This window comes from Xanthomonas sp. NCPPB 1128 (assembly GCF_001043115.1).
Lineage (GTDB): Bacteria > Pseudomonadota > Gammaproteobacteria > Xanthomonadales > Xanthomonadaceae > Xanthomonas_A.
This window is the reverse complement of sequence record NZ_LFME01000008.1, coordinates 30908-54290: the sequence shown is the minus strand read 5'-3', so window position 1 is coordinate 54290 and position 23383 is coordinate 30908. Positions and strand designations below refer to the sequence as shown.

The 23383-nt window shown below is 67.6% G+C and carries 20 protein-coding genes and 8 tRNA genes; 7 read left to right on the top strand and 21 right to left on the bottom strand.

Translation table 11 applies throughout. The annotated features are described in order from the left end of the window. The first annotated feature begins 139 nt into the window (after window positions 1-139). Window positions 140-844 (top strand): PP2C family protein-serine/threonine phosphatase, encoded by a 705-nt coding sequence (locus tag ACP93_RS07745; RefSeq protein ID WP_048490132.1) that lies wholly within the window; start codon window positions 140-142, stop codon window positions 842-844. 187 nt (window positions 845-1031) lie between these two features. Here ACP93_RS07745 and dnaQ read toward each other — a convergent pair whose 3' ends face one another. The 3 genes from dnaQ to ACP93_RS07730 are packed head-to-tail and all read right to left on the bottom strand — an operon-like array spanning window position 1032 to window position 2930. Beyond that, the gene (gene dnaQ, locus ACP93_RS07740; protein ID WP_048490131.1) at window positions 1032-1769 is read right to left on the bottom strand and encodes a DNA polymerase III subunit epsilon; all 738 of its coding nucleotides are present in this window, start codon (window positions 1767-1769) and stop codon (window positions 1032-1034) included. Between the two features lie 29 nt (window positions 1770-1798). Then, window positions 1799-2257: a ribonuclease HI gene (gene rnhA, locus ACP93_RS07735; RefSeq protein ID WP_017907823.1), complete on the bottom strand. Its 459-nt coding sequence runs from the start codon at window positions 2255-2257 to the stop codon at window positions 1799-1801. A gap of 13 nt (window positions 2258-2270) precedes the next feature. Beyond that, the gene (locus tag ACP93_RS07730; protein WP_048490130.1) at window positions 2271-2930 is read right to left on the bottom strand and encodes a class I SAM-dependent methyltransferase; all 660 of its coding nucleotides are present in this window, start codon (window positions 2928-2930) and stop codon (window positions 2271-2273) included. Window positions 2931-2942: 12 nt separating this feature from the next. Between ACP93_RS07730 and gloB the strand changes: the two genes are divergently transcribed. After that, window positions 2943-3710: a hydroxyacylglutathione hydrolase gene (gloB, locus tag ACP93_RS07725; protein ID WP_048490129.1), complete on the top strand. Its 768-nt coding sequence runs from the start codon at window positions 2943-2945 to the stop codon at window positions 3708-3710. Continuing rightward, window positions 3707-4918, top strand: coding sequence for a lytic transglycosylase domain-containing protein (locus tag ACP93_RS07720; RefSeq protein WP_048490128.1), 1212 nt, complete (start codon window positions 3707-3709; stop codon window positions 4916-4918). Before gloB ends, ACP93_RS07720 begins: the two co-directional genes overlap by 4 nt. A gap of 439 nt (window positions 4919-5357) precedes the next feature. Here ACP93_RS07720 and ACP93_RS07715 read toward each other — a convergent pair whose 3' ends face one another. The 15 genes from ACP93_RS07715 to ACP93_RS07645 all read right to left on the bottom strand — a co-directional run bounded on the left by ACP93_RS07715 (window position 5358) and on the right by ACP93_RS07645 (window position 16432). Beyond that, window positions 5358-7346, bottom strand: a complete 1989-nt coding sequence (locus tag ACP93_RS07715) for a peptidylprolyl isomerase (RefSeq protein ID WP_048490127.1) — start codon at window positions 7344-7346, stop codon at window positions 5358-5360. 175 nt (window positions 7347-7521) lie between these two features. Further along, window positions 7522-7598: transfer RNA gene (locus ACP93_RS07710), tRNA-Asp, on the bottom strand. Window positions 7599-7715: 117 nt separating this feature from the next. After that, window positions 7716-7792, bottom strand: a tRNA-Asp gene (locus tag ACP93_RS07705). Between the two features lie 27 nt (window positions 7793-7819). After that, window positions 7820-7894 (bottom strand) — tRNA-Val (locus ACP93_RS07700). Window positions 7895-7905: 11 nt separating this feature from the next. Beyond that, window positions 7906-8223, bottom strand: a complete 318-nt coding sequence (locus ACP93_RS07695; RefSeq protein WP_228135976.1) for an HU family DNA-binding protein — start codon at window positions 8221-8223, stop codon at window positions 7906-7908. Window positions 8224-8406: 183 nt separating this feature from the next. After that, on the bottom strand, window positions 8407-10875 hold the full coding sequence (lon, locus tag ACP93_RS07690; RefSeq protein WP_048490126.1) for an endopeptidase La: 2469 nt from the start codon (window positions 10873-10875) through the stop codon (window positions 8407-8409). Window positions 10876-11053: 178 nt separating this feature from the next. After that, window positions 11054-12340: an ATP-dependent Clp protease ATP-binding subunit ClpX gene (gene clpX, locus ACP93_RS07685; RefSeq protein ID WP_017907830.1), complete on the bottom strand. Its 1287-nt coding sequence runs from the start codon at window positions 12338-12340 to the stop codon at window positions 11054-11056. Window positions 12341-12468: 128 nt separating this feature from the next. Next, window positions 12469-13095: an ATP-dependent Clp endopeptidase proteolytic subunit ClpP gene (gene clpP, locus ACP93_RS07680; RefSeq protein ID WP_048490125.1), complete on the bottom strand. Its 627-nt coding sequence runs from the start codon at window positions 13093-13095 to the stop codon at window positions 12469-12471. Window positions 13096-13236: 141 nt separating this feature from the next. Further along, entirely contained in the window at window positions 13237-14532 is a 1296-nt protein-coding gene (gene tig / locus ACP93_RS07675) for a trigger factor (RefSeq protein ID WP_048490124.1), read from the bottom strand. Between the two features lie 190 nt (window positions 14533-14722). Next, a tRNA-Leu gene (locus tag ACP93_RS07670) sits at window positions 14723-14807 on the bottom strand. 195 nt (window positions 14808-15002) lie between these two features. Then, window positions 15003-15476: a hypothetical protein gene (locus ACP93_RS07665; protein ID WP_053069706.1), complete on the bottom strand. Its 474-nt coding sequence runs from the start codon at window positions 15474-15476 to the stop codon at window positions 15003-15005. A gap of 495 nt (window positions 15477-15971) precedes the next feature. Next, window positions 15972-16047 (bottom strand) — tRNA-Lys (locus ACP93_RS07660). Window positions 16048-16123: 76 nt separating this feature from the next. Continuing rightward, a tRNA-His gene (locus ACP93_RS07655) sits at window positions 16124-16200 on the bottom strand. Between the two features lie 34 nt (window positions 16201-16234). Next, window positions 16235-16311, bottom strand: a tRNA-Arg gene (locus tag ACP93_RS07650). A 44-nt stretch (window positions 16312-16355) separates the two neighbouring features. Continuing rightward, window positions 16356-16432 (bottom strand) — tRNA-Pro (locus ACP93_RS07645). A gap of 153 nt (window positions 16433-16585) precedes the next feature. Between ACP93_RS07645 and ACP93_RS07640 the strand changes: the two genes are divergently transcribed. After that, complete coding sequence (locus tag ACP93_RS07640; protein ID WP_048490123.1) at window positions 16586-17386, top strand: Bax inhibitor-1/YccA family protein; 801 nt, start codon at window positions 16586-16588, stop codon at window positions 17384-17386. A 142-nt stretch (window positions 17387-17528) separates the two neighbouring features. Here ACP93_RS07640 and ACP93_RS07635 read toward each other — a convergent pair whose 3' ends face one another. The 3 genes from ACP93_RS07635 to grxC form a co-directional block, all read right to left on the bottom strand. After that, window positions 17529-18536 (bottom strand): isocitrate dehydrogenase, encoded by a 1008-nt coding sequence (locus tag ACP93_RS07635; protein ID WP_048490122.1) that lies wholly within the window; start codon window positions 18534-18536, stop codon window positions 17529-17531. Between the two features lie 166 nt (window positions 18537-18702). Continuing rightward, window positions 18703-19116 (bottom strand): carboxymuconolactone decarboxylase family protein, encoded by a 414-nt coding sequence (locus ACP93_RS07630; protein WP_048490121.1) that lies wholly within the window; start codon window positions 19114-19116, stop codon window positions 18703-18705. Next, complete coding sequence (gene grxC / locus ACP93_RS07625; protein ID WP_048490120.1) at window positions 19113-19424, bottom strand: glutaredoxin 3; 312 nt, start codon at window positions 19422-19424, stop codon at window positions 19113-19115. Before grxC ends, ACP93_RS07630 begins: the two co-directional genes overlap by 4 nt. Before the next feature lie 148 nt (window positions 19425-19572). Here grxC and ACP93_RS07620 point away from each other — a divergent pair, with 148 nt between their 5' ends. The 3 genes from ACP93_RS07620 (at window position 19573) to phoR (ending at window position 23379) form a co-directional block, all read left to right on the top strand. After that, the gene (locus ACP93_RS07620; protein WP_048490119.1) at window positions 19573-21216 is read left to right on the top strand and encodes a M48 family metalloprotease; all 1644 of its coding nucleotides are present in this window, start codon (window positions 19573-19575) and stop codon (window positions 21214-21216) included. An 83-nt stretch (window positions 21217-21299) separates the two neighbouring features. Continuing rightward, the gene (phoB, locus tag ACP93_RS07615) at window positions 21300-21989 is read left to right on the top strand and encodes a phosphate regulon transcriptional regulator PhoB (RefSeq protein ID WP_048490118.1); all 690 of its coding nucleotides are present in this window, start codon (window positions 21300-21302) and stop codon (window positions 21987-21989) included. A gap of 64 nt (window positions 21990-22053) precedes the next feature. Continuing rightward, window positions 22054-23379: a phosphate regulon sensor histidine kinase PhoR gene (gene phoR, locus ACP93_RS07610; RefSeq protein ID WP_048490117.1), complete on the top strand. Its 1326-nt coding sequence runs from the start codon at window positions 22054-22056 to the stop codon at window positions 23377-23379. Window positions 23380-23383 lie beyond the last annotated feature (4 nt).

The following is a 23383-nucleotide window of genomic DNA, read 5'->3' as shown; positions in this document are numbered from 1 at the left end:
CAGAGGCCGTGCACGTGCCCGGCGGCGTAGGGCGATGAACCCCGCCTGCTGCGCGCCGCGCGCGGCGATTGCCTGATCTGCGCGCGACCGCGATGATGCCCGTCGACCCCAGAAAATACCGGCCGGCCGCAGGCGCGCAATGATCGAATTCGGACACCTCACCCACGTCGGCCTGCGCCGCGACCTCAACGAGGACACCTACTACGGCGACCACGAACTGGGGCTGTGGCTGGTGGCCGACGGCATGGGCGGCCACGCCTGTGGCGAGGTCGCCAGCGCCCTGGCGCGCGAGGCCATCGTGCGCGAAGTGCGCGGCGGCACCGCGCTGGCGCAGGCCATCCGCATCGCCGACGAGGAGATCATCCGCGCCTCGCAACGCCGCAACGACACCCTGCCGATGGGCACCACGGTGGTAGCCGCACGGGTACAGGGCAACCGCTTCGAGGTCGCCTGGGTCGGCGACAGTCGCGCTTACCTGTGGCGCGACGGCAAGCTGGCCCAGCTCAGCCAGGACCACAGCTACGTGCAGGAACTGATCGCGCAGGGCGCGCTCACCGCCGAGCAGGCGCGCGCGCATCCGCACCGCAACGTGGTCACCCAGGCGCTGGGCGTGACCGATCCACAGCACTTGAACGTGGCCACGATGACCGGCGAGCTGCGCCCGGGCATGCGCCTGCTGCTGTGCAGCGACGGGCTGACCGAGGAAGTGGACGATGCCGGTCTGGCCAGCGCGCTGGGCCACGACGACTGCAGCGCGCAGGAATGCGTGGACATGCTGGTCGCTGCCGCGCTCGACGAAGGCGGCTCTGACAACATCACCGCGATCCTGGTGCGCTGCCACTGAGGACGGTGCCGCTCCCGTGCGCGCAAACAGCTTCAGGGCACCGCTGGGCACTTGCATTCTTCACGCTCAAGCCAGCCGGGCTGCCCTGTAGGAGCGGCTTCAGCCGCGATGGGGCTTTACCGGGAACGCCCCATCGCGGCTGAAGCCGCTCCTACGACATAGGTCCCGTCGTCTTTCGAGACGCCCTTCAGCCGGCCACCGCTTCCGCCGCGACCGGTTCGGCGTCGTCCCACAGCGCGCGGCCGGCCTTCTTGCGCAGCTTCTCCAGCCGCGCCTGGTGCGCCTCCAGCTCCGACGCCGTCGGCAACACCCGCGGCCGTGGCAGCAGCATCGACATGTCAAACGCCGGCCCCTGCGCCGCCGCACGTGCGGCGCCGTTATCGGCCAGGGCGAAGCCGATCTCCTCCTGGCCGGAGGTCAGCGCGATGTACACGTCGCTGAGGATCTGCGCATCGAGCAGCGCGCCGTGCAGTTGCCGGTGCGAGTTGTCCACGCCCAGCCGCTTGCACAGCGCGTCCAGCGAATTGCGCTGGCCGGGGAAGCGCTCGCGCGCCAGCAGCAGGGTGTCGATCACCGTGGCGCGGTCGAGAATGCGGCCGTAGGACGCGCCCAGCCGCGACAGTTCGTAGTCGAGGAAGCCCAGGTCGAACGAGGCGTTGTGGATGATCAGCTCGGCGCCGTCGATGAACTCCAGGAATTCGTCGACCACCTCGTGGAACTCCGGCTTGTCGGCGAGGAAGTCCAGGGTCAGGCCGGTGACTTCCTGCGCGCCGGGTTCGAAATCGCAGTCCGGGCGCAGGTAGCGATGGAAATTGCGCCCGCTGGGGCGGCGCTCGAGCAGTTCCACCGCGCCGATTTCGACGACGCGGTTGCCCTTCTTCCATTCCAGGCCGGTGGTTTCGGTATCGAGGATGATCTGACGCATGGGACTCGCAGCGGAAAAGGAAGACAAGATCAGGTCGCGACCGCGGCGCCGCCGGCGCGCACGTGCAAGGCCTGGTTGCGCGCCAGCTGGTCGACCCGCTCGTTGTCCGGATCGCCGTTGTGGCCCTTGACCCAGCGCCAGTCGATCGTATGCCGCTGTGCCGCGGCGTGCAGCCGTTCCCACAGGTCGCGGTTCTTGACCGGATCGCCGCCGGCGGTCTTCCACTGCCGGCGCACCCAGCCCGGCATCCATTCGGTGATGCCCTGGCGCACGTACTGCGAGTCGGTGTGCAGCACGATCTGGCACGGCTCGTTGAGCGTTTCCAGCGCCATGATCGCGGCCATCAACTCCATGCGGTTGTTGGTGGTGTGCGCCTCGGCGCCGGCCACCTCGCGCTCCAGTCCCTTGTAGCGCAGCAGCGCGGCCCAGCCGCCGGGGCCGGGGTTGCCGAGGCAGGCGCCATCGGTATGGATGTCGACAGTTTTCATGAAACTCCGCGAATCAAATGGAAGCGACCGAGCCGCGCCAGCGGACCGGCGCGCGCAACGGAACGGGGCCGATGCCGGCGGCGGTGCGTTTCTCCGCCTGCAGCAGGCAGACCGCACGCAGCGGTGCGGTGGACGTGGCCGGGCCGACGCCGCCGCGGGTCGGCCATACCGGCCCGAGATAGCGCAGTTGCTCCACGCACGGCAGGCCGACCTGCTCCAGCAGGCCGCGCCAGCTGCCCGGCGGGCGCGCCACCAGACCCTGGCGTCGCCAGCGCAGCCGGTACGGGCTCATCGCGTTGAGCGCGAACAGCCACAGCCTCCCGCCCGGCATCAGGATGCGCTCGCATTCCTCCAGCAGTGCCGCTGCATCGGCGGCGAGCACGTGCTGCAGGACGATCGCGTTGACACTCTCCGACGGCAGCGGCAGCGGCAGCGTGCACACCAGGTCACCGGCATAGCCGCAGGCGCTGCGGTGCAGGCGCACGCCCCGCCCGGGCAGCTCGCGTCCCGGGGGCGGCAGCGGGACCGGCGCCAGCCATAGCCAGGGCTGCGCAGGACGCTTGAGCAAGGCATCGAGGATCAGAGGCTGCTCGGCCTGCAGCAGGGCCTGCGCCCCGGCCGTATCAAACCAGGATGAGACGTTGGCTTGACGAGGGAGCGACACGGCAGGCATGGTGCCAATTCTATGCGACTGATCGCCCTGCCCGCATTCCAGGATAACTACATCTGGGCGATCGCCACGGACGACGGGCGTGCGTTGCTGGTCGACCCGGGCCAGGCCGAACCGGTGCTGGAGGCCGCCGCGCAGGGCCTGCAGCCCGCCGCCATCCTGCTGACCCATCACCACGACGACCATATCGGCGGCGTCGCCGCGTTGTGCGAGCGCTGGCCGGGCATCCCGGTGTATGCGCCGGACGATCCGCGGATCGCTGGATTTTCGTGCGAGCGGGTCGGCGACGGCGATGTCGTGAAGGTGCTGGACTGGCAGTTCGATATCCTGGCCGTCCCTGGCCACACCCGCTCCCACCTGGCCTACGTCGGCCACGGCCACCTGTTCAGCGGCGATACGCTGTTCAGCCTGGGCTGTGGGCGCATGTTCGAAGGTACGCCCTCCCAGATGTTGGGTTCGCTGCAGCGCCTGTCCGCCCTCCCGGGGCAGACGCTGGTCTGCTGCGGACACGAATACACCTTGGCCAATGCGGCATTCGCCGTCACGGTCGATCCCACCAACGCTGCCCTGCGGCAGCGCCATCAGGAAGCCCAGGCCATGCGTCACGCTGCCCGCCCCACCGTTCCCGTCACTCTCGCCAGCGAACTGGCGACCAATCCGTTCCTGCGCACCGCTTCGGCGGCGATCCAGCAGGCGATCGGCGCCCGGCTCGGCCGGGGGGTGTCCGACGAGGTGGAAGTCTTCGCCGAATTGAGGCGCTGGAAAGACGATTTCCGCGCATGAGGGCGCTGGCGTTGACGGCGGCGCTGACGCTGGCGATGGCGTCGGCGGCGCCCCCCGCGGCGGCTTCTACCCCGCTCGCGGCGGCCCTCGAGCAGACCGTGGCCGGCCTGAACGGACTGCCGACGGACGCGGCGGCACTGCCGCCGCCGACCACCCGTAACGGACACGACATCCTCGCCCGCTTCCGGGATGGCCTGGCCGACGCGCGCTGCGACGCCGGCGCCACCGATGCGCGCTGGCAGCAGCAGTTCTCGCGCGCGCCTTCGCGCCTGGCCGACGAGGACGAGGACGTGCTGCCGCTGTTCGGTTACGTGGTCGACGAACTGCGCGCGGCCAACCTGCCGACCGAGTTCGCGCTGATCCCGTTCGTGGAAAGCGGCTACCGCCCGGCCGCGCGCAACAGCAGCGGCCCTGCCGGCCTGTGGCAGTTCATCCCCGGCACCGCACGCAACCACGATGTCCCGCTGGAGAACGGCTACGACGGCCGCCTGTCCGCGGTGGACTCCACCCGCGCCGCGGTGCGCTACCTGAAGACCTTGCACGGCATGTTCGGCGGCGACTGGCGCCTGGCGATCATGGCCTACAACGCCGGCGAGTACCGCGTGCTGCAGTCGATGCGCCGCGCCGGCATGAACGCGCAGAACGCGCAGCCGGACAAGCTGCCCGGGCTGTCCTCGGTCACCTACGCCTATGTCGAGAAACTGCACGCGCTGGCCTGCGTGCTGGAGCAGGCGCAGACCCGCGACGAATGGATGGCCTCGCTGGACCGCGACGTGCCGATCCTGCAGGCGCAGACCCTGCCGGCCGGCATGGCGCTGGACGAATGGGCCCGGCGCCAGGCGCTGCAGGGCAACCAGCTCGCACGGCTGAATCCGGCCCTGGGCAGCGGGCGCAGCACCAAGCGTGCGCTGCCGGTGCTGGCGCCGCGCAGCCTCGGCGGCCCCGTGCTGGCCCAAGACACGGCGTTGTCGGCGCAGGACGACACCCCGGTCGTCGCGACCGTGGCCAGCGCCGACGACGCTCCCGCACCGAACCGCGCCAAGCGTGCCGGCGTACGCTCCCGCCACACCCACACCGTGCGCGACGGCGACACCGCCTGGAACATCGCCAAGCGCTACGGCATCACCGTACAGGCGCTGCTGGTGAAGAACGGCCTGTCCGCGCGCAGCGTGCTGCGTCCCGGCATGGTGCTGAGCTACGAGGACTGATCGCGCTCCCGCTGCGGCGGGACAAAGGTCCGGCCCATGCTGCAACGTCCGCGGATGTGCAGCCACGCCGCGGGATGACCATCGTCTCCTCGGCCCGAATGGGCACCTACGATCAGCATGAGCGCCTGGAAGGCAGGCGTATCGCCACGTCCAGCACCTAGCGCAACTGCGCGCACGCGCCACTGGCAACAGGCTCTGTTTCGATGGCCGCCAGCACGCACAGCGCATCGCGCCGGCCAAGGTAGCGACGTAACTCGCTTGCCGCCCATTCGCGCCACCGGCCACCGGCAGGCGCGCGTGTGCACTTGCGCCACCATTGCGCGCCTCTCCCATTACGAATCGCGCACACCGATAAGACACGCACGTCGGGACCCTGAAACGCAACAGGCCCGGCGATGCCGGGCCTGTTGCGTGCCGCTTTGCGCTGACGACGCAGCCGTTACAGCTGCGATTCCTGCACGCTGATCTTGAAGTGCTTGCGCATCGCATCGACGTAGGCCTTGGCATCGGCCTCGCCCTCGATCCGCGCCAGCTGCTGCTGGAACATCGTCTGCTGTTCGGCGGGCACCTTGCTCAGGTCGCCCGGCGTCACCTTGGTGACCGCGAACAGCGCATAGCGCTTGCCCACCGTGCCCGGCGCTGCAGGCAGTTCGACCTTGCCCACAGACGGCTTGCCGTCGGCCGGCTGCGGCGCGCTGAAGATCGCCTGGCTGGCCTGCGCGCTCGGCATCGGCACGTTGCGCGGCAGACCCGGCATCGGGTTGATCTGCAGCTTTTCCGGACCTGCCAGGGCCTGCAGGGTCTCGCCCTTGCGCAAGCGCGCCAGCAGCGCGTCGGCCTTGGCGGCGGCGGCCTTGGCGGTGCGGTCGGCATGCACCGCGGCCACCACCTGCTCGTGCACCTTGGCCAGCGGCTGGATCTGCTCCGGCTGGTGCTGGGTCACGCGGATCAGCACGCTGTGATTCGGCCCCAGGTTGATCGGGTCGCTGACCGTGCCGTCCTGCACCAGGGTGTCGGAGAACGCGGCACGCAGCACCGCCGGCTGTGCGGCGATGCCGCTGGCGGTGGCGCGCGAGAACGGCCCCAGCGTCTGCACCGGCAGGCCCACTTCCTTCGCCGCCGAAGCCAGCGCGGTCGGGTTCTTGTAGACCAGGTCCACCAGCTTGCCGCTCAGCTCGCTGAAGGCCTTCTCGCTGTCGGCCTTCAGTTGCTCGCTGGCGAGCTGGTCGCGCACCTGCTCGAACGACTTGCCTTCGCCGCCCTTGACCTGGCGCAGTTGGATCACGTGATAGCCGAATTCGCTCTTGATCGGGCCAACGATCTCGCCGGGCTTCATCGCGAACAGTGCGTCCTCGAACGGCTTCACCATCACGCCCTTCTCCACCCAGCCCAGGTCGCCGCCGGCGTTCTTGGAGCCGGGGTCGTCGGAGTTGGCGCGGGCCAGCGCGGCGAAGTCGGCGCCTGGCTGCTTGGCTTCGGCCGCCAGCTTGGCCGCCTTGGCCTCGGCCGCCTTCTGCGAGGCCGCATCCTTGCCGGCGCTGATCAGGATGTGCGAAGCCAGCCGCTGGTCGGGCTCGACGAAGCGTGCCTTCTCGTCGTCGTAGCGCTTGCGCAGCGTCGCCTCGTCGGCCGGCTTGACCGGCGGCAGGTTGGCCGCATTGAGGTCGACATACTCGATCGTCACGGTTTCCGGCTGCTTGAAGTCGGACTTGTGCGCGTCGTACCACTGCTGCACCTGTGCGTCGCTGACCGGCGCGGTGTCGGCCGGCGTCTCCGGCAACAGGGCCATCTCCACGTCGCGGGTCTCGCCCAGCATCTTCAGCAGGCGCTCGGTCTCCTGCTTGGTGGCGAACGCCGATTCTGCGATGCCGGACGGAATCACCGACTGCTGCAGCGCGTCGCGCACCAGCTGCTGGAACATGGTCGGCGTACGCGGCGGCGTGCCCGAGGCCAGGGCCAGGCGGTAGCGCTCCGGGTCGAACTTGCCGTCGTTCTGGAACGCGGGCATGGAACTGATGTAGTCGCGCACCGCGGCGTCGCCGATGACCACGCCGGCGCGCTCGGCCGACAGCTTCGCCACCTGCTCGTCGATCAGCTGATCGAGCAGCTTGCGCTTGTTGTCGATGCTTTCGAACGCGCGCGGATCGAAATCCTCGCCCTGCTGCTCGCGCGCCTGGATGCGCGCCTGCTCGAAGCGGGTACGGAACTGCTCCGTGCTCACTTCGTGGTGCTGCCACAGCAGCGACACCGGCCACCACGACGGCGCCGACGACCACCACGACGGCGGCGCCTGCACCTTGGCGACGTTGTTGGCACCGACGCCACCGAGGTAGCTGTTGTCGATGACGAACAGGAACGGAATCATCAACAGACCGATGATCGCGGTGGCGATCCAGCCCGAGGTCTTTTCGCGAAGTTTCTGCAGCATTGGGAACCGACGGCCTATTGGCGAGCCGCGCAGTTTAACCCGCTTCACGCCTTGCGGCAGAACCGGCGGCCCGGCCGCCCGCGCCGCTCATGCGCCGCGGCGGCGAATCGGGGGACAAACCATCGCACTGCGGAAAAAAAGAAACCCCCGATCGCTCGGGGGTTTCGCGTACAAATGGCGGAGTGGACGGGACTCGAACCCGCGACCTCCGGCGTGACAGGCCAGCATTCTAACCGACTGAACTACCACTCCGCGTTTGAACGGAGGCGGGCGCGAGGCCCGCTTTCCCGAAGCGGCCGGGCCGACGCTGGCGCGTGGCGGCGACTGCGAGAAACGAAACCCCCGATCGCTCGGGGGCTTCGGTACAACTGGCGGAGTGGACGGGACTCGAACCCGCGACCTCCGGCGTGACAGGCCAGCATTCTAACCGACTGAACTACCACTCCGCTTTTGAAACTTGTCGCTTGGTGCTCTGGTGGGTGCTGAGGGTTTCGAACCCCCGACCCTCTCCGTGTAAAGGAGACGCTCTACCGCTGAGCTAAGCACCCTAGCGAGTCGATTAGTTTACGGCATCCTTCAGCGCTTTACCAGCCTTGAACGTCGGATTCTTCGACGCCGCGATCTTGATGGAGTCGCCGGTCTTCGGGTTGCGGCCGGTGCGCTCGGCACGGTCGCGCACCTGGAAGGTGCCGAAGCCCACGAGCGTGACGCTGTCGCCCTTCTTCAGGGCCTTGGTCACTTCCGACACGAAGGCGTCGATGGCACGACCGGCTTCGGCCTTGGAGATATCGGCGGCAGCGGCGATCGCGTCGTTCAGTTCGGCTTTATTCATTTCTTGATGACTCCATGTGCGGCAGAAGACCGCGGAATTGAGGATCGGGTGTCGGCGTGGCCTGTCCCGCGTTGGCGAGACCCCGATGGATGATTTGCACTACCAAGCACGCCCGTTCGCGGTGCTCGCAAGCGCTGCATTTATACCAGCGGGCCCATACCCGCGCAAGCCGAAAAGCCAGCAACGGCGCGGGTTTGAGCCGTTTGCGCGGGGACGGTTCAGCGCGCGTCAGTGCTTGACGCGCGGGTTCGAGGATGCTTTCTGCTTGCGCCGCGACGGTGCCTGTTCGGCCTCGGCGGCGGGCTTGGGCGTGAGCGGGCGCTCCAGGGCCAGATCCAGCACTTCGTCGATCCACTTCACCGGCACGATCTTCAGATCGCGGGTGACGTTCTCCGGGATGTCGGCCAGATCCTTGCGGTTTTCCTCGGGGATCAGCACGGTGCGGATGCCGCCGCGCAGCGCGGCCAGCAGCTTCTCCTTGAGTCCGCCGATCGCCGAGACACGGCCGCGCAGGGTGATCTCGCCGGTCATCGCCACCTCCGACCTGACCGGCACCTTGGTCAGCATCGACACCAGCGAAGTCACCATCGCGATGCCGGCGCTGGGGCCGTCCTTCGGCGTCGCGCCATCGGGCACGTGCAGGTGCACGTCGTGCTTCTGCAGGAAGTCCGCCTCGATGCCGAGCCGCTCGGCGCGCGAGCGCACCACCGACAACGCGGCCGACGCCGATTCCTTCATCACGTCGCCGAGCTGGCCGGTCAGGATCACCGCGCCCTTGCCCGGGACCAGAGTGGATTCGATCTGCAGCAGATCGCCGCCGACCTCGGTCCAGGCCAGGCCGGTCACCAGGCCGATCTCGTTCTGCTCCTCGGCGCGACCGAAGTCGTAGCGGCGCACGCCCAGGTACTTGTCCAGGTTCTTCGAGCCGACGCTGACGCGCGCCTTGTCCTTGCGCGCGGCGCCCTTCTTCGCTGCGGCCTTCTTCGCAGGCGCTGCCGGCTGCGGACCGGCCAGGGCGATCTCCTTGACCACCTTGCGGCAGATCTTGGCGACTTCGCGCTCGAGGTTGCGCACGCCGGATTCGCGCGTGTAGTAGCGCACGATGTCGCGGATCGCGTCGGCGCCGATCTCCAGTTCGTCCTGCTTCAGGCCATTGGCCTTGAGCTGCTTGGGCACCAGGTAGCGCGCGGCGATATTGAGCTTCTCGTCCTCGGTGTAGCCGGGGATGCGGATCACTTCCATGCGGTCCAGCAGCGGGCCGGGGATGTTCAGCGAATTGGAGGTCGCCACGAACATCACTTCGGACAGGTCCAGGTCCACTTCCAGGTAGTGGTCGTTGAAGGCGTTGTTCTGCTCGGGGTCGAGCACTTCCAGCAGCGCCGAGGACGGATCGCCGCGGAAATCCATCGACATCTTGTCGATCTCGTCGAGCACGAACAGCGGGTTCTTGCTGCCGACCTTATTGAGGTTCTGCACGATGCGGCCCGGCATCGAGCCGACGTAGGTACGGCGATGCCCGCGGATCTCCGCCTCGTCGCGCACGCCGCCCAGCGACATGCGCACGAACTTGCGGTTGGTGGCCTTGGCGATGGACTGGCCCAGCGAGGTCTTGCCCACGCCCGGCGGCCCCACCAGGCACAGGATCGGCCCCTTCATCTGCTTCACCCGCGACTGCACCGCGAGGTACTCGAGGATACGGTCCTTGACCTTCTCCAGGCCGTAGTGATCGGCATCGAGGGTTTCCTGCGCGACCTTCAGGTCCTTGCGCACCTTACTGCGCTTCTTCCACGGCACGCCCAGCAGCCAGTCGAGGTAGTTGCGCACCACCGCGGCCTCGGCCGACATCGGCGACATCTGCTTGAGCTTGTTGAGTTCGGCCTTGGCCTTGGTCTCCACCGGCTTGGGCATGCCGGCCTCGGCGATCTTGCGCGCCAGTTCCTCCAGCTCACCCGGTGCATCGTCGAGGTCGCCCAGTTCCTTCTGGATCGCCTTCATCTGCTCGTTGAGGTAGTACTCGCGCTGGCTCTTCTCCATCTGCGACTTGACCCGGCCGCGGATGCGCTTCTCCAGCTGCTGCACGTCGATCTCGCCGTCGACCAGGCCGACCAGCATCTCCAGGCGCTCGCCCACTTCCAGCGTTTCCAGCAGGCGCTGCTTGTCGGCCAGGCGCACGCCGATGTGCGCAGCGATGGTGTCGGCCAGGCGGCCGGGCTCGTCGATGCCGGACAGGGTCTGCAGCAACTCCGGCGGCAGCTTGCGATTGGTCTTGACGTACTGCTCGAACAGCGACATCAGCGAGCGCGCGATCGCCTCCACCTCGCGCTCCTCGCGCGATTCGGCGGCGTCGATCTCGCGGCCTTCGCCCTGCAGCGCGCCGTCGCGCTCGGCGACCTTGTCGACGCTGACCCGCGACAGACCTTCGACCAGCACCTTGATGGTGCCGTCGGGCAGCTTCAGCAGTTGCAGCACCTGCGCCAGGGTGCCGACGTTGTACAGGTCGGCCGCCGCCGGGTCGTCAGTCTCGGCAGACTTCTGCGCGACCAGCAGGATGCGCTTGTCGGCCTCCATCGCGTGCTCGAGCGCGCGCATGGACTTGTCGCGACCGACGAACAGCGGGATGACCATGTGCGGGAAGACCACGACGTCGCGCAACGGCAGGACCGGCAGGTCGAGGACTTCGGATTGGGACTGGGCCATGAGGATTCCGATTTGGGAGGCGGGAACGCGATGCGGGCGGCCATAAAAACGCCGATGGCCCCGTTATGGGGCCATCGGCTGGACGATGCAAGGGGAGCGCAGAACCCCTTTATGTTTCAGCGACTTACCGGCAAGCACGGGGCGCGCGACGGGGTCGCCGCGCACCGCCTGCCCAGGGTCACTCCGCGGAGGCGACCTTGGGCGCCGCCGGCGGGGTCTGGTAGATCAGGTACGGCTCGGACTTGTGCTCGATCACCGACTCGTCCACCACCACCTTACTGACGTTTTCCTGCGACGGCAGTTCGTACATCGTGTCCAGCAGCACCGACTCGACGATGGTGCGCAGGCCGCGCGCGCCGGTCTTGCGCTTGAGCGCCTTCTTGGCGATGGCCAGCAGCGCGTCCTGGCGGAACTCCAGCTCCACGCCTTCCATCTCGAACAGCTTCTTGAACTGCTTGGTGATGGCGTTCTTCGGCTCGGTGAGGATCTTGATCAGCGCCGGCTCGTCCAGTTCCTCGAGCGTGGCGACCACCGGCAGGCGGCCGACGAACTCGGGGATCAGGCCGAACTTGATCAGGTCTTCCGGCTCGACGTCGGCGAGGATCTTGCCGACCTCGCGCTTGCGCTCCGAGCTCTTGACCTTGGCGCCGAAGCCGATGCCGCCGGCGTCGTTGGAACGCTGCTGGATGACCTTGTCCAGGCCGGCGAACGCGCCGCCGCAGATGAACAGGATGTTCTTGGTGTCCACCTGCAGGAATTCCTGCTGCGGATGCTTGCGACCGCCCTGCGGCGGCACCGAGGCGACCGTGCCTTCGATCAGCTTCAGCAACGCCTGCTGCACGCCTTCGCCGGACACGTCGCGGGTGATCGACGGGTTCTCGCTCTTGCGCGAGATCTTGTCGATCTCGTCGATGTAGACGATGCCCTGCTGCGCCTTGTCGACGTCGTAGTCGCACTTCTGCAGCAGCTTCTGGATGATGTTCTCCACGTCTTCGCCGACGTAGCCGGCTTCGGTCAGTGTGGTCGCATCGGCGATGGTGAACGGCACGTTGAGCAGGCGCGCCAGCGTCTCCGCCAGCAGCGTCTTGCCCGAACCGGTCGGACCGACCAGCAGGATGTTGGACTTGGCCAGTTCGACCTCGTCGTTCTTCTGCCGGCTCTCGATGCGCTTGTAGTGGTTGTACACGGCCACGGCGAGCGTGCGCTTGGCGCGCTGCTGGCCGATCACGTACTGGTCGAGCACTTCCAGGATCTCGCGCGGCTTGGGCAGGCTGCTGCGTGCCGACTGCGCCTTCTCCTCGAGCTCCTCGCGGATGATGTCGTTGCACAACTCGACGCATTCGTCGCAGATGAACACGCTGGGCCCGGCGATCAGCTTACGGACCTCGTGTTGACTCTTGCCGCAGAACGAGCAGTACAGGATCTTGTTGCTGTCGCCGGAACGGCCTTGCCGGTCTTCGCTCATTGCTTCGCTTACCCAGTTACCCCACCCGATGAACGGGGGTTCGATTTCGAGAATAGCACAGGGCCGGGAGGACGCTAGCCCGACCCCGGCCCTGCGGAATACGCTGCGTTTTGCAGTACATGCAAGCCTTATGCCGGCTGGATGGACTCATCCGGACGACGCTCCAGCACTTGGTCGACGAGGCCGTAGGCCTGCGCGTCGATGGCGCTCTTGAAGTTGTCGCGCTCGGTGTCGCGGGCGATGGTTTCCAGCGACTGGCCGGTGTGCTTGGCCAGGATTTCGTTCAGCCGCGCACGCAGGGTCAGGATCTCGCGCGCGTGGATGTCGATGTCGGTGGCCTGGCCCTGGAAGCCGCCCAGCGGCTGGTGGATCATCACCCGCGAGTTCGGCAGCGCATAGCGCTTGCCGGCCGCACCCGACGCCAGCAGCAGCGCGCCCATCGAGGCGGCCTGGCCGACGCAGATGGTGCTCACATCCGGCTTGATGTACTGCATGGTGTCGTAGATCGCCATGCCGGCGGTGACCACGCCACCCGGCGAGTTGATGTAGATGCTGATGTCCTTCTCCGGATTGTCCGCTTCCAGGAACAACAGCTGGGCCACGATCACATTGGCCATGTGGTCGTCGATCGGGCCGACCAGGAAGATCAGGCGCTCCTTCAACAAGCGCGAATAGCTGTCGTAGGCGCGCTCGCCGCGGCTGGTCTGCTCGACCACCATCGGAACCAGATTCAAGGCCTTGGTCACATTGTCCACGCGGTGATCTCCTGCTGCTCGGGGTCCGTCCCTGCACGGGGGTGTACAGGGCTTCGCATCGTGTTGCGCCCCGCCGCCGCGGGGAGTGGAACGGGATCCGTCTCGCGCACGCCGGGATGCGCGAGACGATGACGCGCCGTCTTATTGACGGATCGCGTCCTGGAACGACATCGCCTGCTCGGTGTGCTGGGCGCGCTCGGCGATCCAGTCGATCACCTGCTCTTCCATCACGCGGCTCTGCAGTCCCCCCATCAATTGGGGATCGTTGCGGTACATCTCAATGACCTGCTCCGGCTCTTCGTAGGTCGAGGCGATCAGGCGCAGCGTCTCCGAGACCCGCTTCGGGTCCAGGCGCAGTTCGTTGCGGCGGGCCACCTCGCCGACCAGCAGGCCGACCAGCACGCGCTTGCGCGCGGCGTCCATGAAGCCCTGGTGGGCGTCGTCCGGCACCTGGCCCGGGTCGCGGCCGGAACGGCGCAGCTGCTCGACCTGCTGCGCCAGCATGGCGCGCGCTTCGTTCTCGACCAGGCGCGGCGGCATTTCCACCGAGGCGTAGGCGGCAATCAGCTGCTCGCCGACTTCGCGACGCAGGCGGTTCATCAGCGCGCCCTTCAGCTCGCGCTCCAGGTTGATGCGGATGTCCTTGCGGAACTGCTCGGCATCGCCGCTCTTCACGCCAAAGCTCTTGATGAACTCCTTGTCCACCTCCGGCAGCACCGGCGCGGCCACGTCGACCGCCTTCACGTGCACCTGGACCTGCTTGCCGGCGAACTGCGGCACGCGCCAGTCGGCCGGGAAGTCGACCGTCAGGGTCTTCTCTTCGTCCTTGGACAGGCCGACCAGGCCCTGCTCGATCGCCGGGAACATGACGCCCGAGCCGATCACGCTGCTGCCCTTCTCCACGCCCTCGGCCGGCAGACGCTCGTCGCCAACCTGCGACCAGGTCTCCAGGGTCACCAGGTCGCCGTCCTGCGCCGGACGCGCGGCCGGCTGCCAGGTGCGGCGCTGCAGGCGCAGGTTCTCGATCATCTGCTCGATGTCGGCGTCGGTGACCTCGGCGGTGTGGCGGATCACCTGCAGCGTCGAGACGTCGATGTCGCCGAAGTCCGGCACCACTTCGAAGGTGGCCACGAACTGCAGTTCGTTGTCGCCGGCGCGGTCGATGCGCGGATTGCCGGCCAGGCGCAGTTCGTGCTCGCGCACGGCCGAGTCGAAGGTCTCGCGCAGCAGGCCATCCAGCGCCTCGGCGCGGATCTGCGGTCCGAAGCGCTGCTCGATCACCTTGGCCGGAATCTTGCCCGGACGGAAGCCCTTGATCCGCGCGGTGCGCGCGACTTCGCGCAGGCGGCCGCCGACATGGCTTTCCAGGCGATCCTCCGGCAGGGTGAAGGTCAGACGCCGTTCCAGGGTACCGGTAGTTTCGATCGAAGCTTGCATGTGGACTCCTGCCACCGGGAGCCCACGGCTCTCGGCACGATGTAGAAAAGTACGGGTTGGCGCGGGCACGGGACAGCCGCCGCAGCCGGATAGTTTCGCCTATTCCCGCGGCGCCTGCCAGCGCAGGGCCGGGAGGCCGCCGTGGCGACGCCGAACCCGCCATCGCCACGAGGGGCCACCGGGGGCTGGATGGTGCGAAAGAGGGGACTCGAACCCCTACGCCTTGCGGCACTGGTACCTAAAACCAGGGCGTCTACCAATTCCGCCACTTTCGCGCTGCGGCGCCGGAAGGCGCCTGCCGGCACATTGTTGCAGGCCGGACGGCAAAGAAAAAGGCACCTGCCGGAGCAGGTGCCTTTTCGTTTTGGTGGGCCGTCAAGTGCGGGGCGCCTCGCAAGGGGCCGCTAGGCGGGCCACAAAAAAGCCGCCCCGTAGGGCGGCTTAGAGAGGATTACAGCTGGCGGCGAGATCTAGGCGCCGCTGCTACCACACGACTTCGTGCGGGTGGCGTGGTAATCGGTGACAACCCAAGTCCCACCGCTGCTGTTGGGCACCCACATGTAGGACCACGATTGGCTGACGCCACCACCGCAGCTACTTACGGAGAAGGTTCCGCCTGGAGCGCCGGAAGCAGGCAGCGGCACTGGCGGCGGCGGCGCGGACACCGCATCTGCGGCCGAGGCCTTGGAAGAGATAACCTCGGTGTACTTCACGCTGACCGTGCCGAGGTGATAGGGATCGCCGGACATTCTCCCCGTCGGATCGGAGTGCAGCAGCAACCACTGCTGGATCTGCTTGACCTCCTTCGAACCCGGGAGGTAGGTGGCCTCGACAACTCGGGTCGTCGTAGTCGTAGCGTCGTCAGCGTGCGCAGTCGAAGCCACGCCCCCAGCAGCCAAGGCCAGTACGAAAGCGACACCCGTGAAGAAGCGTGGAAATTCCATTTCGATCCTCTAGAGTTAGGTTGGGACACCGATCTCGATGCGCATACTAGGCCTGCGGGGGGGACGCCCGGCGGAGCACCACGTAGACAACTTGGCGCCATTGCCGAAAGTCCGGCCGGTAATCGCCCGCAGAAGCCATTGACCGGTTCAGTCAGGGCGGGAGGCGGGCCTCACGCTACGCGACAGCTGCCGATAGCATGTTCGGATGGCTCTACCAGACGGCTTCTGCTGGGAAACTGACCGATGGGAAAAGACTGGCTGCGCTCTGCAGCAGACAGATCGTGGCCAGCGTCAGCATGACCGCTATCCCGGGGAAATGGCTCGCGAACGTCAATCGGCACGACGAGCGCACAACGGGGCACCCGCACGCCTATTTTCGATCGCGAGGTGCCGCCGCCCAAGCGTAAGCAGTGCATTCCCGGGTTATTTTTCCCGGGAGTTTCCCCGGCACATAGAAAAACAGCCACTTGGCTTGCGCTAAGTGGCTGTTTTATTTGGTGGGCCGTCAAGGATTCGAACCTTGGACCTATTGATTAAGAGTCAACTGCTCTACCAACTGAGCTAACGGCCCTGAAACTGAGTCGCACATTCTATGTGCTTTTTTGCTTCGTTGCAACACCCCGCGAAGCATCGGGTCACGCGATCAATGGGGTGGCTGAGGGGACTCGAACCCCCGACATCTGGAATCACAATCCAGTACTCTAACCAACTGAGCTACAGCCACCATTGAAACCTTGCATCTCCTGCCTGGCGCCATGTGGCGCGCCCGACAGGAATCGAACCTGTAACCGCCGGCTTAGAAGGCCGGTGCTCTATCCAGTTGAGCTACGGGCGCCCTGGCTGGATTGTCGCATTCCTTTCCGCCGTTGGACATCGGATTGGTCGGGGTAGAGGGATTCGAACCCCCGACATCCTGCTCCCAAAGCAGGCGCGCTACCAGACTGCGCTATACCCCGGCGGAACATCCCTCGCGGCCAAGGCCGGAAAGGTCGGCTATTGTGGGAAGCTTGCGGCCCGCTGTCAACGTCGCATGCACGCAACATCGCCTGCGCTATGCTCGAACCTTGCCATCGGCATCGGCCGAGCGCCATTTTGAAGGAGAAAACAGCATGCTTCGCAGCGGCAACCCCGCCCTGAAGGAATCCACCTTCCTCGACCTGCACAGCGGCAACGTGGTCTCGCCCGGCAGCAGCACGGTCGTCGCGCGCGACAGCGGCGCGATGACCCTCAACGGTACCGCCAACAAGACCGGCGTGCTGTTGATGCTGACCGTGCTCACCGCCGTGTTCGCCTGGAGCCAGTCGCTCTCGGTCGACGCGGCGGGCAACGAGATGGTCGCACCCGGCGTCGTCGGCTACGCACTGGGCGGCGCCATCGGCGGCCTCATCCTCGCCCTGATCACGATCTTCAAGAAGGAGTGGTCGCCGATCACCGCGCCGCTGTACGCACTGGTGGAAGGTTTCTTCCTCGGCTCGATCTCGGCTGTGTATGAGCACCGCTTCAACGGCATCGTGCTGCAGGCGGTGCTGCTGACCTTCGGCACCCTGTTCGCGATGCTGTTCGCCTATCGCAGCGGCATGATCAAAGCCACCGAGAACTTCAAGCTGGGTGTGGTGGCAGCCACCGGCGGCATCTTCCTGGTGTACCTGGCGACCTTCGTGCTGGGCCTGTTCAACATCCAGATTCCGTACATCCACGCCTCCGGCACGGTCGGCATCCTGTTCAGCCTGTTCGTGGTGGTGGTGGCCGCGCTGAACCTGGTGCTGGACTTCGACTTCATCGAGAGCGGCGTCGAACAGGGCGCGCCCAAGTACATGGAGTGGTACGGCGCGTTCGGCCTGATGGTCACGCTGGTGTGGCTGTATGTGGAGTTCCTGCGCCTGCTGTCGAAGCTGCAGTCGCGGAATTGAAGCCGGGAGTCGGGAATCGGGATTGGGGAATCGTAAGAGCGACTCCCCTTGACCGATCTGCGGATGTGGCTTCGGACAACTTCCTAGCAAAAGAAAGGGCGCCCTGGGGCGCCCTTTCTTTTTGTGCGATCGTCCGGCGCGCTCAGAGCCGGCTGGCGATGGCCTTGGCGAAGCCCATGGTGTTGCCGCTGCCGCCCAGGTCCGGGGTCAGCCCGTCCTTGGCTTCCAGGGTGGCGACGATGGCGTTGCGCAGGCGCTCGGCGTTCTGCGGCTGGCCGATATGGTCCAGCAGCTGCGCCGCGCCCAGCAGCAGCGCGCACGGGTTGGCCTTGCCCTGCCCGGCGATGTCCGGGGCCGAGCCGTGCACGGCCTCGAAGATCGCCGCGTCCACGCCGATGTTGGCGCCCGGGGCCAGACCCAGGCCACCGACCAGGCCGGCGCACAGGTCCGACAGGATGTCGCCGAACAGGTTGGTGGTGACGATGATGTCGAACTGCTCCGGGCGCATCACCAGCTGCATGCACGCGTTGTCGACGATCATTTCCTGGAACTCGATCTCCGGGTACTGCGCCGCCACGTCGCGCGCCACCTTCAGGAACAGGCCGGAGGTGGACTTGATGATGTTGGCCTTGTGCACCGCGGTGACCTTCTTGCGGCCGGTCGCACGGGCCAGGTCGAAGGCGTAGCGGACGATGCGCTCGGAGCCCTTGCGGGTCACCTTGGCCATCGACAGCGCGGTCTCGCCGTCGGCGGACACTTCCTGGCCTTCGCTCAGGTAGGCACCTTCGGTGTTCTCGCGCACGGTGATCAGGTCCACGCCGGCGCCGAAGCGCGACTTGGTGTTCGGGAACGACTTGGCCGGACGCACGTTGGCGTACAGGTCGAACTGGCGGCGCATGGCCACGTTGATCGAGCTGAAGCCCTCGCCCACCGGCGTGGTCAGCGGGCTCTTCAGCGCCACCTTGTTCTTGCGGATCGACTCCAGCGTGGCGGCCGGCAGCAGGTCGCCGTGCTTCTCCAGCGCCACCAGGCCCGCGTCGGCGTATTCGTAGGTGAGGCCGGCGTTCAGCGCGTCGAGCACGAACAGCGTGGCGTCCATGATCTCCGGGCCGATGCCATCGCCACGGATGACCGTGATTGTCTGCGTCATAGGGTTGCGGTTTCCGTACAAGAGGGGGGAGCGCCGCCCGGGAACCGGGGCTGCAGGCGCAAGGAGGTTTCAGCCGTAATTATGCCCGAAGCCGGTGAAGACGCCCAAAACCGGGGGCTTCCGGCGCAGGGCGCCGGCAGCCATCGGGGCAGCAGCCCGAGACGGCTCAGTCGTGCGCGTGCTGCGCCGGGGCGGCGGCGTCGCCGGCCTCCAGCGTGTCGAGGAAGTCCACGGCGCGGCGCAGGTGCGGGATCACGATCGAGCCGCCGACCACCAGGCCGACCGAGAAGGTCTCGAAGAACTCCTCGCGGCTGACCCCGGCCTCCTTGCACTGGGCCACGTGGTAGCTGATGCAGTCGTCGCAGCGCAGCACCAGCGAGGCGACCAGGCCGAGCAGTTCCTTGGTCTTCACGTCCAGCGCGCCCGCCTGGTAGGTCTGGGTGTCCAGCGCGAAGAAGCGCCGCACCACCTGGTTCGGCTCGGCCAGGATGCGCTGGTTCATGCGCTGGCGGAACTCGGTGAATTCACGCACCCGATCTTCCCCGGCCGCGCCGCCCTCGCCCGTCGCGGCGCCGCTCATGCCTGCGCCTCGGGCGCGCTGCCGTCGAGCAGCGGCTCCAGCTTGCCGGCGCGGTGCAGCGCCATCATGTCGTCGTAGCCGCCGACGTGGACATCGCCGACGAAGATCTGCGGCACGCTGGTGCGCCGCGCCAGCGCGACCATCTTCTCGCGCTCGACCGGGTCCAGGTCGATGCGCACTTCGTTCCAGGTACGGCCCTTGCTCTTGAGGAAGTTCTTGGCCGCCACGCAGTACGGGCAGATCGCGGTGGAATAGAGGGTGATCGGCGGGCCGCCGGCGTGGCCGGTGTCGGCAGTTGGGTTGTCCACGGGAAACTCCGGGCGGTGTAGAAGGTCCAAGCCACTATGGTAGCGGCCGGGTGGATTTTCGAGGCCGCTGCCGCAACACTGCGAATCATCCCGGATTCACCGTCGTCCCGGACGCTCCCCGGCGTCCGCCAGCCCCTTGGAGCCCGTCTTGCGCCTGCTGCCGCTCGCCTTCGCGATCACCCTGGCCACCGCCTGCGCCGTGGCGCCAGCCCAGGAGAACAAGCTGCCGGACATCGGCTCCTCGGCCGGCGAGTTGCTGACCCCGGCGCGCCAGGCGGAGTACGGCAAGATGATGCTGGCCGAACTGCGCAGCTACGGTTACGTGCTCGAGGACCCGCTGATCGACGACTGGCTGCAGACCATGGGCACCCGGCTCGGCGCCAACAGCGACCAACCGCAGCAGAAGTTCACCTTCTTCATGCTGCGCGACCGCCAGATCAACGCCTTCGCCACCCTCGGCGGCTACGTCGCGGTCAATGCCGGCCTGGTGTTGACCGCCGAGCGCGAGGACGAGGTGGCCGCGGTGCTGTCGCACGAAATCGCCCACGTCACCCAGCAGCACGTGTTGCGCGGGGTGGAGCGGGCGCAGCGCGACCAGATCCCGATCCTGCTCGGCATGCTCGCCGCGGTGGTCGCGGCGCAGCAGGCCGGCGGGCGCTCCAGCGGCGACGCCACCCAGGCAGCGATCGCCAGCGGCCTGGGACTGATGCAGCAGCGGCAGATCGACTACACCCGCTCCAACGAATCGGAAGCCGACCGCCTGGGCATCCGCACCCTGGCCCGCAGCGGCTACGACGTCGATGCGATGGCCGGTTTCTTCGAGCGCATGTCGCTGGCGATGCGCGGCAACCAGGGCGGCTACAGCACCCCCGACTTCCTGATGACCCACCCGGTCACCACCACCCGCATCAGCGAGGCCCGTGAGCGCGCCGAGCAGATGAAGAAGAACACCCTGACCCTGACCACCAGCGTGCCCGGCGGCACCCTGCAGGAGCGGGTCGATCCGAACGACGTGTCGCTGAGCCAGCCGCTGGGTGCGCCCAGCAACCCGCTGCTGCCTGGCGGCCTGCAGCTGCCGTTCGCCAACTACGCGCGCGGCCCCAGCGGCCAGTTCGAGTGGGCCCGCGAGCGGCTGCGGGTGTTCAGCGCCAACACCCCGGCCGATGCGATCCGCGAGTACGAAGGGCTGCGCCAGGGCAGCAAGCAGGGCCTGAGCGATGCCCAGCGCTATGGCCTGGCGCTGGCCCGGCTGCGCGGCGGCGGCAGCGCGCAAGACGTCGCGCAGACGCTGGAGGGCCTGCTGCAGGCGCACCCGGACAACTGGTGGCTGACCGTGGCGGTAGCCGAGGCCGAAGCCAAGGCCGGTCGCAACCAGGCCGCCGACCAGCGCTTCGAGGCGCTGGTCAAGCGCATGCCCAGCAATCGGGCGGTGGCGCTGAGTTACGCGACCGCCCTCAACGAACAGGGCGGCCGCCAGGCCGGCCAGCGCGCCCAGGCGGTGCTGCGGCCGCTGCTCGGGGCGGCGTCGGAAGATCCGGTGTTCCAGCGCACCTTCGCCCGCGCCTGCGAACTGGCCGGCGACGACACCCGCGCCGGCGAGGCCTACGCCGAGGCGGCCTACCTGAACGGGCACCCGGAGCAGGCCCTGATCCAGCTCAGCAACCTGAAGAAGCGCAGCGACCTGGACTACGTGGCGCGCGCGCGCATCGACGCGCGCATCGCCGCGATCACCCCGACCGTGCTGGAACTGCGCCGCCAGGGCGTGCAGGACCCGGACATGCAACGGCGCTGAAACGCGCCCGTGTCAGGCGTCACTCAAACGTAATAAAACCGTAGTCTACTGGCGACCTTCCTCCCCAGTTCCACGGTGCCGTTGTGCAGAAACGCATCCTGATCGTCGACGACGAACCGGCCATCCGCGACATGGTCGCGTTCGCCCTGCGCAAGGGCGACTTCGAGCCGGTGCATGCCGGCGATGCCCGCGAAGCGCAGACCTCGATCGCCGACCGGGTCCCGGACCTGATCCTGCTGGACTGGATGCTGCCCGGGACCAGCGGCCTGGAACTGGCCCGGCGCTGGCGCAAGGATGCGATGACCCGCGAAGTGCCGATCATCATGCTCACCGCCCGCGGCGAGGAGAACGACCGCGTCGGCGGCCTCGAGGCCGGCGTCGACGACTACGTGGTCAAGCCGTTCTCCGCGCGCGAGCTGCTGGCGCGGATCCGCGCAGTGATGCGTCGCACCCGCGAGGACGACGAGGACGGCAGCGTCTCGGTCGGCAGCCTGCGCATCGACGGCGCCGCGCACCGCGTGTTCGCCGGCGAGGCGGCGGTGCCGATCGGTCCGACCGAGTACCGCCTGCTGCACTTCTTCATGACCCATCCCGAGCGCGTGTACAGCCGCGCGCAACTGCTCGACCACGTCTGGGGCGGCAGCGTCTACGTGGAGGAGCGCACCATCGACGTGCACATCCGCCGCCTGCGCAAGACGCTGGAGCCGTTCGCGGTGGAAAACATGGTGCAGACCGTCCGCGGTTCCGGCTATCGCTTCTCTGCGTCCATCTGACCGCCGGCTACGCCTGCTATAACGGCGGACGGATCACGATCCTTTGCGACAGAGTGCGTTCCCGATGCCCCGCCACATCCGCTCCGCCTGGTTGAAGACCCTCGGCACGCTCGCCGGCCTGCTGTTGCTGGCGTTGCTGGTCGGCTGGATCGGCGGCCACGTGTGGATGGCGCTGACCCTGATGTCGCTGGGGGTAATGGGCTGGCACTACTGGCGGCTGCGGCGCGTGCTGCGGCGGCTGACCGCGCGCCAGCGCTGGGAGCCGCCGGCCGGCACCGGGGTGTGGAACGAGCTGGACCGGCTGCTGTACCGCAGCCAGGCGGAAATGCGCGTGCGCAAGCGGCGCCTGCTGGACATGCTGCGCGCCTACCGCGCCGCCGCCGCGGCGCTGCCGGACGCGGTGGTGGTGGTGGACCGCAACAGCCAGCGCATCCAGTGGTTCAACGAAGCGGCCGGCACCCTGCTCGGCCTGCGCCACCCCGGCGACCTCGGCGCGCCGGTGGTGGAGCGGCTGCAGCCGATGCCGCTGGCGCACTGGCTCAGCGGCGGCCGCAACGCCGAGCCGATGCTGGACATGCCCTCGCCGGTCGACGACCGCCTGCGCCTGAACCTGCGCCTGATCCCGTATTCCGACGACCACTGGCTGCTGGTCGCGCGCGACGTCAGCAAGCTGCTGCAGCTGGAGCAGGTGCGCCGCGATTTCGTCGCCAACGTCTCGCACGAGCTGCGCACGCCATTGACCGTGGTCCACGGCTACCTGGACATGCTCGACCCGGAGGACTTCCCGGATTCGGGGCCGATGATCGCCGAGATGCGCAAGCAGTCGCAGCGCATGACCCAACTGGTCGAAGACCTGCTGACCCTGTCCCGGCTGGAATCGCAGGAGCACGCCAACGAGGAGTCGATCGCGATGGCGCCGATGCTGGCCACGCTGCGCCGCGAGGCCGAGGCGCACAGCCAGGGCCGGCACCGCATCGAGGTGCACGACGACGCCGATTGCGACCTGGTCGGCTCCAACAAGGAACTGCACAGCGCCTTCTCCAACCTGGTCACCAACGCGGTGCGCTATACCGCGGCCGGCGGCACCATCCGCATCACCTTTGCCCGCGAGGGCGATGGCGCGGTGCTGGCGGTGCGCGACAGCGGCTACGGCATTCCCGCGCATCACCTGCCGCGGATCACCGAGCGCTTCTACCGCGTCTCCAGCAGCCGCTCGCGCGAAAGCGGCGGCACCGGCCTGGGCCTGTCGATCGTCAAGCACGTGCTCGGCCTGCACCAGGCGCGGCTGGAGATCGAGAGCGAAGTCGGCAAGGGCAGCACCTTTTCCTGTCACTTCGGCGCCGGGCGCGTGCATCCGCGGCACGACCATGCCACCCTGACCTCCGCCTAACGAG

Excerpts from the sequence above, each read along its gene's own strand:
- ACP93_RS07745 (WP_048490132.1), top strand. The coding sequence starts at position 140 with ATGATCGAATTCGGACACCTCACCCACGTCGGCCTGCGCCGCGACCTC.
- dnaQ (WP_048490131.1), bottom strand. The coding sequence starts at position 1,769 with ATGCGTCAGATCATCCTCGATACCGAAACCACCGGCCTGGAATGGAAG.
- rnhA (WP_017907823.1), bottom strand. The coding sequence starts at position 2,257 with ATGAAAACTGTCGACATCCATACCGATGGCGCCTGCCTCGGCAACCCC.
- ACP93_RS07730 (WP_048490130.1), bottom strand. The coding sequence starts at position 2,930 with ATGCCTGCCGTGTCGCTCCCTCGTCAAGCCAACGTCTCATCCTGGTTT.
- gloB (WP_048490129.1), top strand. The coding sequence starts at position 2,943 with ATGCGACTGATCGCCCTGCCCGCATTCCAGGATAACTACATCTGGGCG.
- ACP93_RS07720 (WP_048490128.1), top strand. The coding sequence starts at position 3,707 with ATGAGGGCGCTGGCGTTGACGGCGGCGCTGACGCTGGCGATGGCGTCG.
- ACP93_RS07715 (WP_048490127.1), bottom strand. The coding sequence starts at position 7,346 with ATGCTGCAGAAACTTCGCGAAAAGACCTCGGGCTGGATCGCCACCGCG.
- lon (WP_048490126.1), bottom strand. The coding sequence starts at position 10,875 with ATGGCCCAGTCCCAATCCGAAGTCCTCGACCTGCCGGTCCTGCCGTTG.
- clpX (WP_017907830.1), bottom strand. The coding sequence starts at position 12,340 with ATGAGCGAAGACCGGCAAGGCCGTTCCGGCGACAGCAACAAGATCCTG.
- tig (WP_048490124.1), bottom strand. The coding sequence starts at position 14,532 with ATGCAAGCTTCGATCGAAACTACCGGTACCCTGGAACGGCGTCTGACC.
- ACP93_RS07665 (WP_053069706.1), bottom strand. The coding sequence starts at position 15,476 with ATGGAATTTCCACGCTTCTTCACGGGTGTCGCTTTCGTACTGGCCTTG.
- ACP93_RS07640 (WP_048490123.1), top strand. The coding sequence starts at position 16,586 with ATGCTTCGCAGCGGCAACCCCGCCCTGAAGGAATCCACCTTCCTCGAC.
- ACP93_RS07635 (WP_048490122.1), bottom strand. The coding sequence starts at position 18,536 with ATGACGCAGACAATCACGGTCATCCGTGGCGATGGCATCGGCCCGGAG.
- ACP93_RS07630 (WP_048490121.1), bottom strand. The coding sequence starts at position 19,116 with ATGAGCGGCGCCGCGACGGGCGAGGGCGGCGCGGCCGGGGAAGATCGG.
- phoR (WP_048490117.1), top strand. The coding sequence starts at position 22,054 with ATGCCCCGCCACATCCGCTCCGCCTGGTTGAAGACCCTCGGCACGCTC.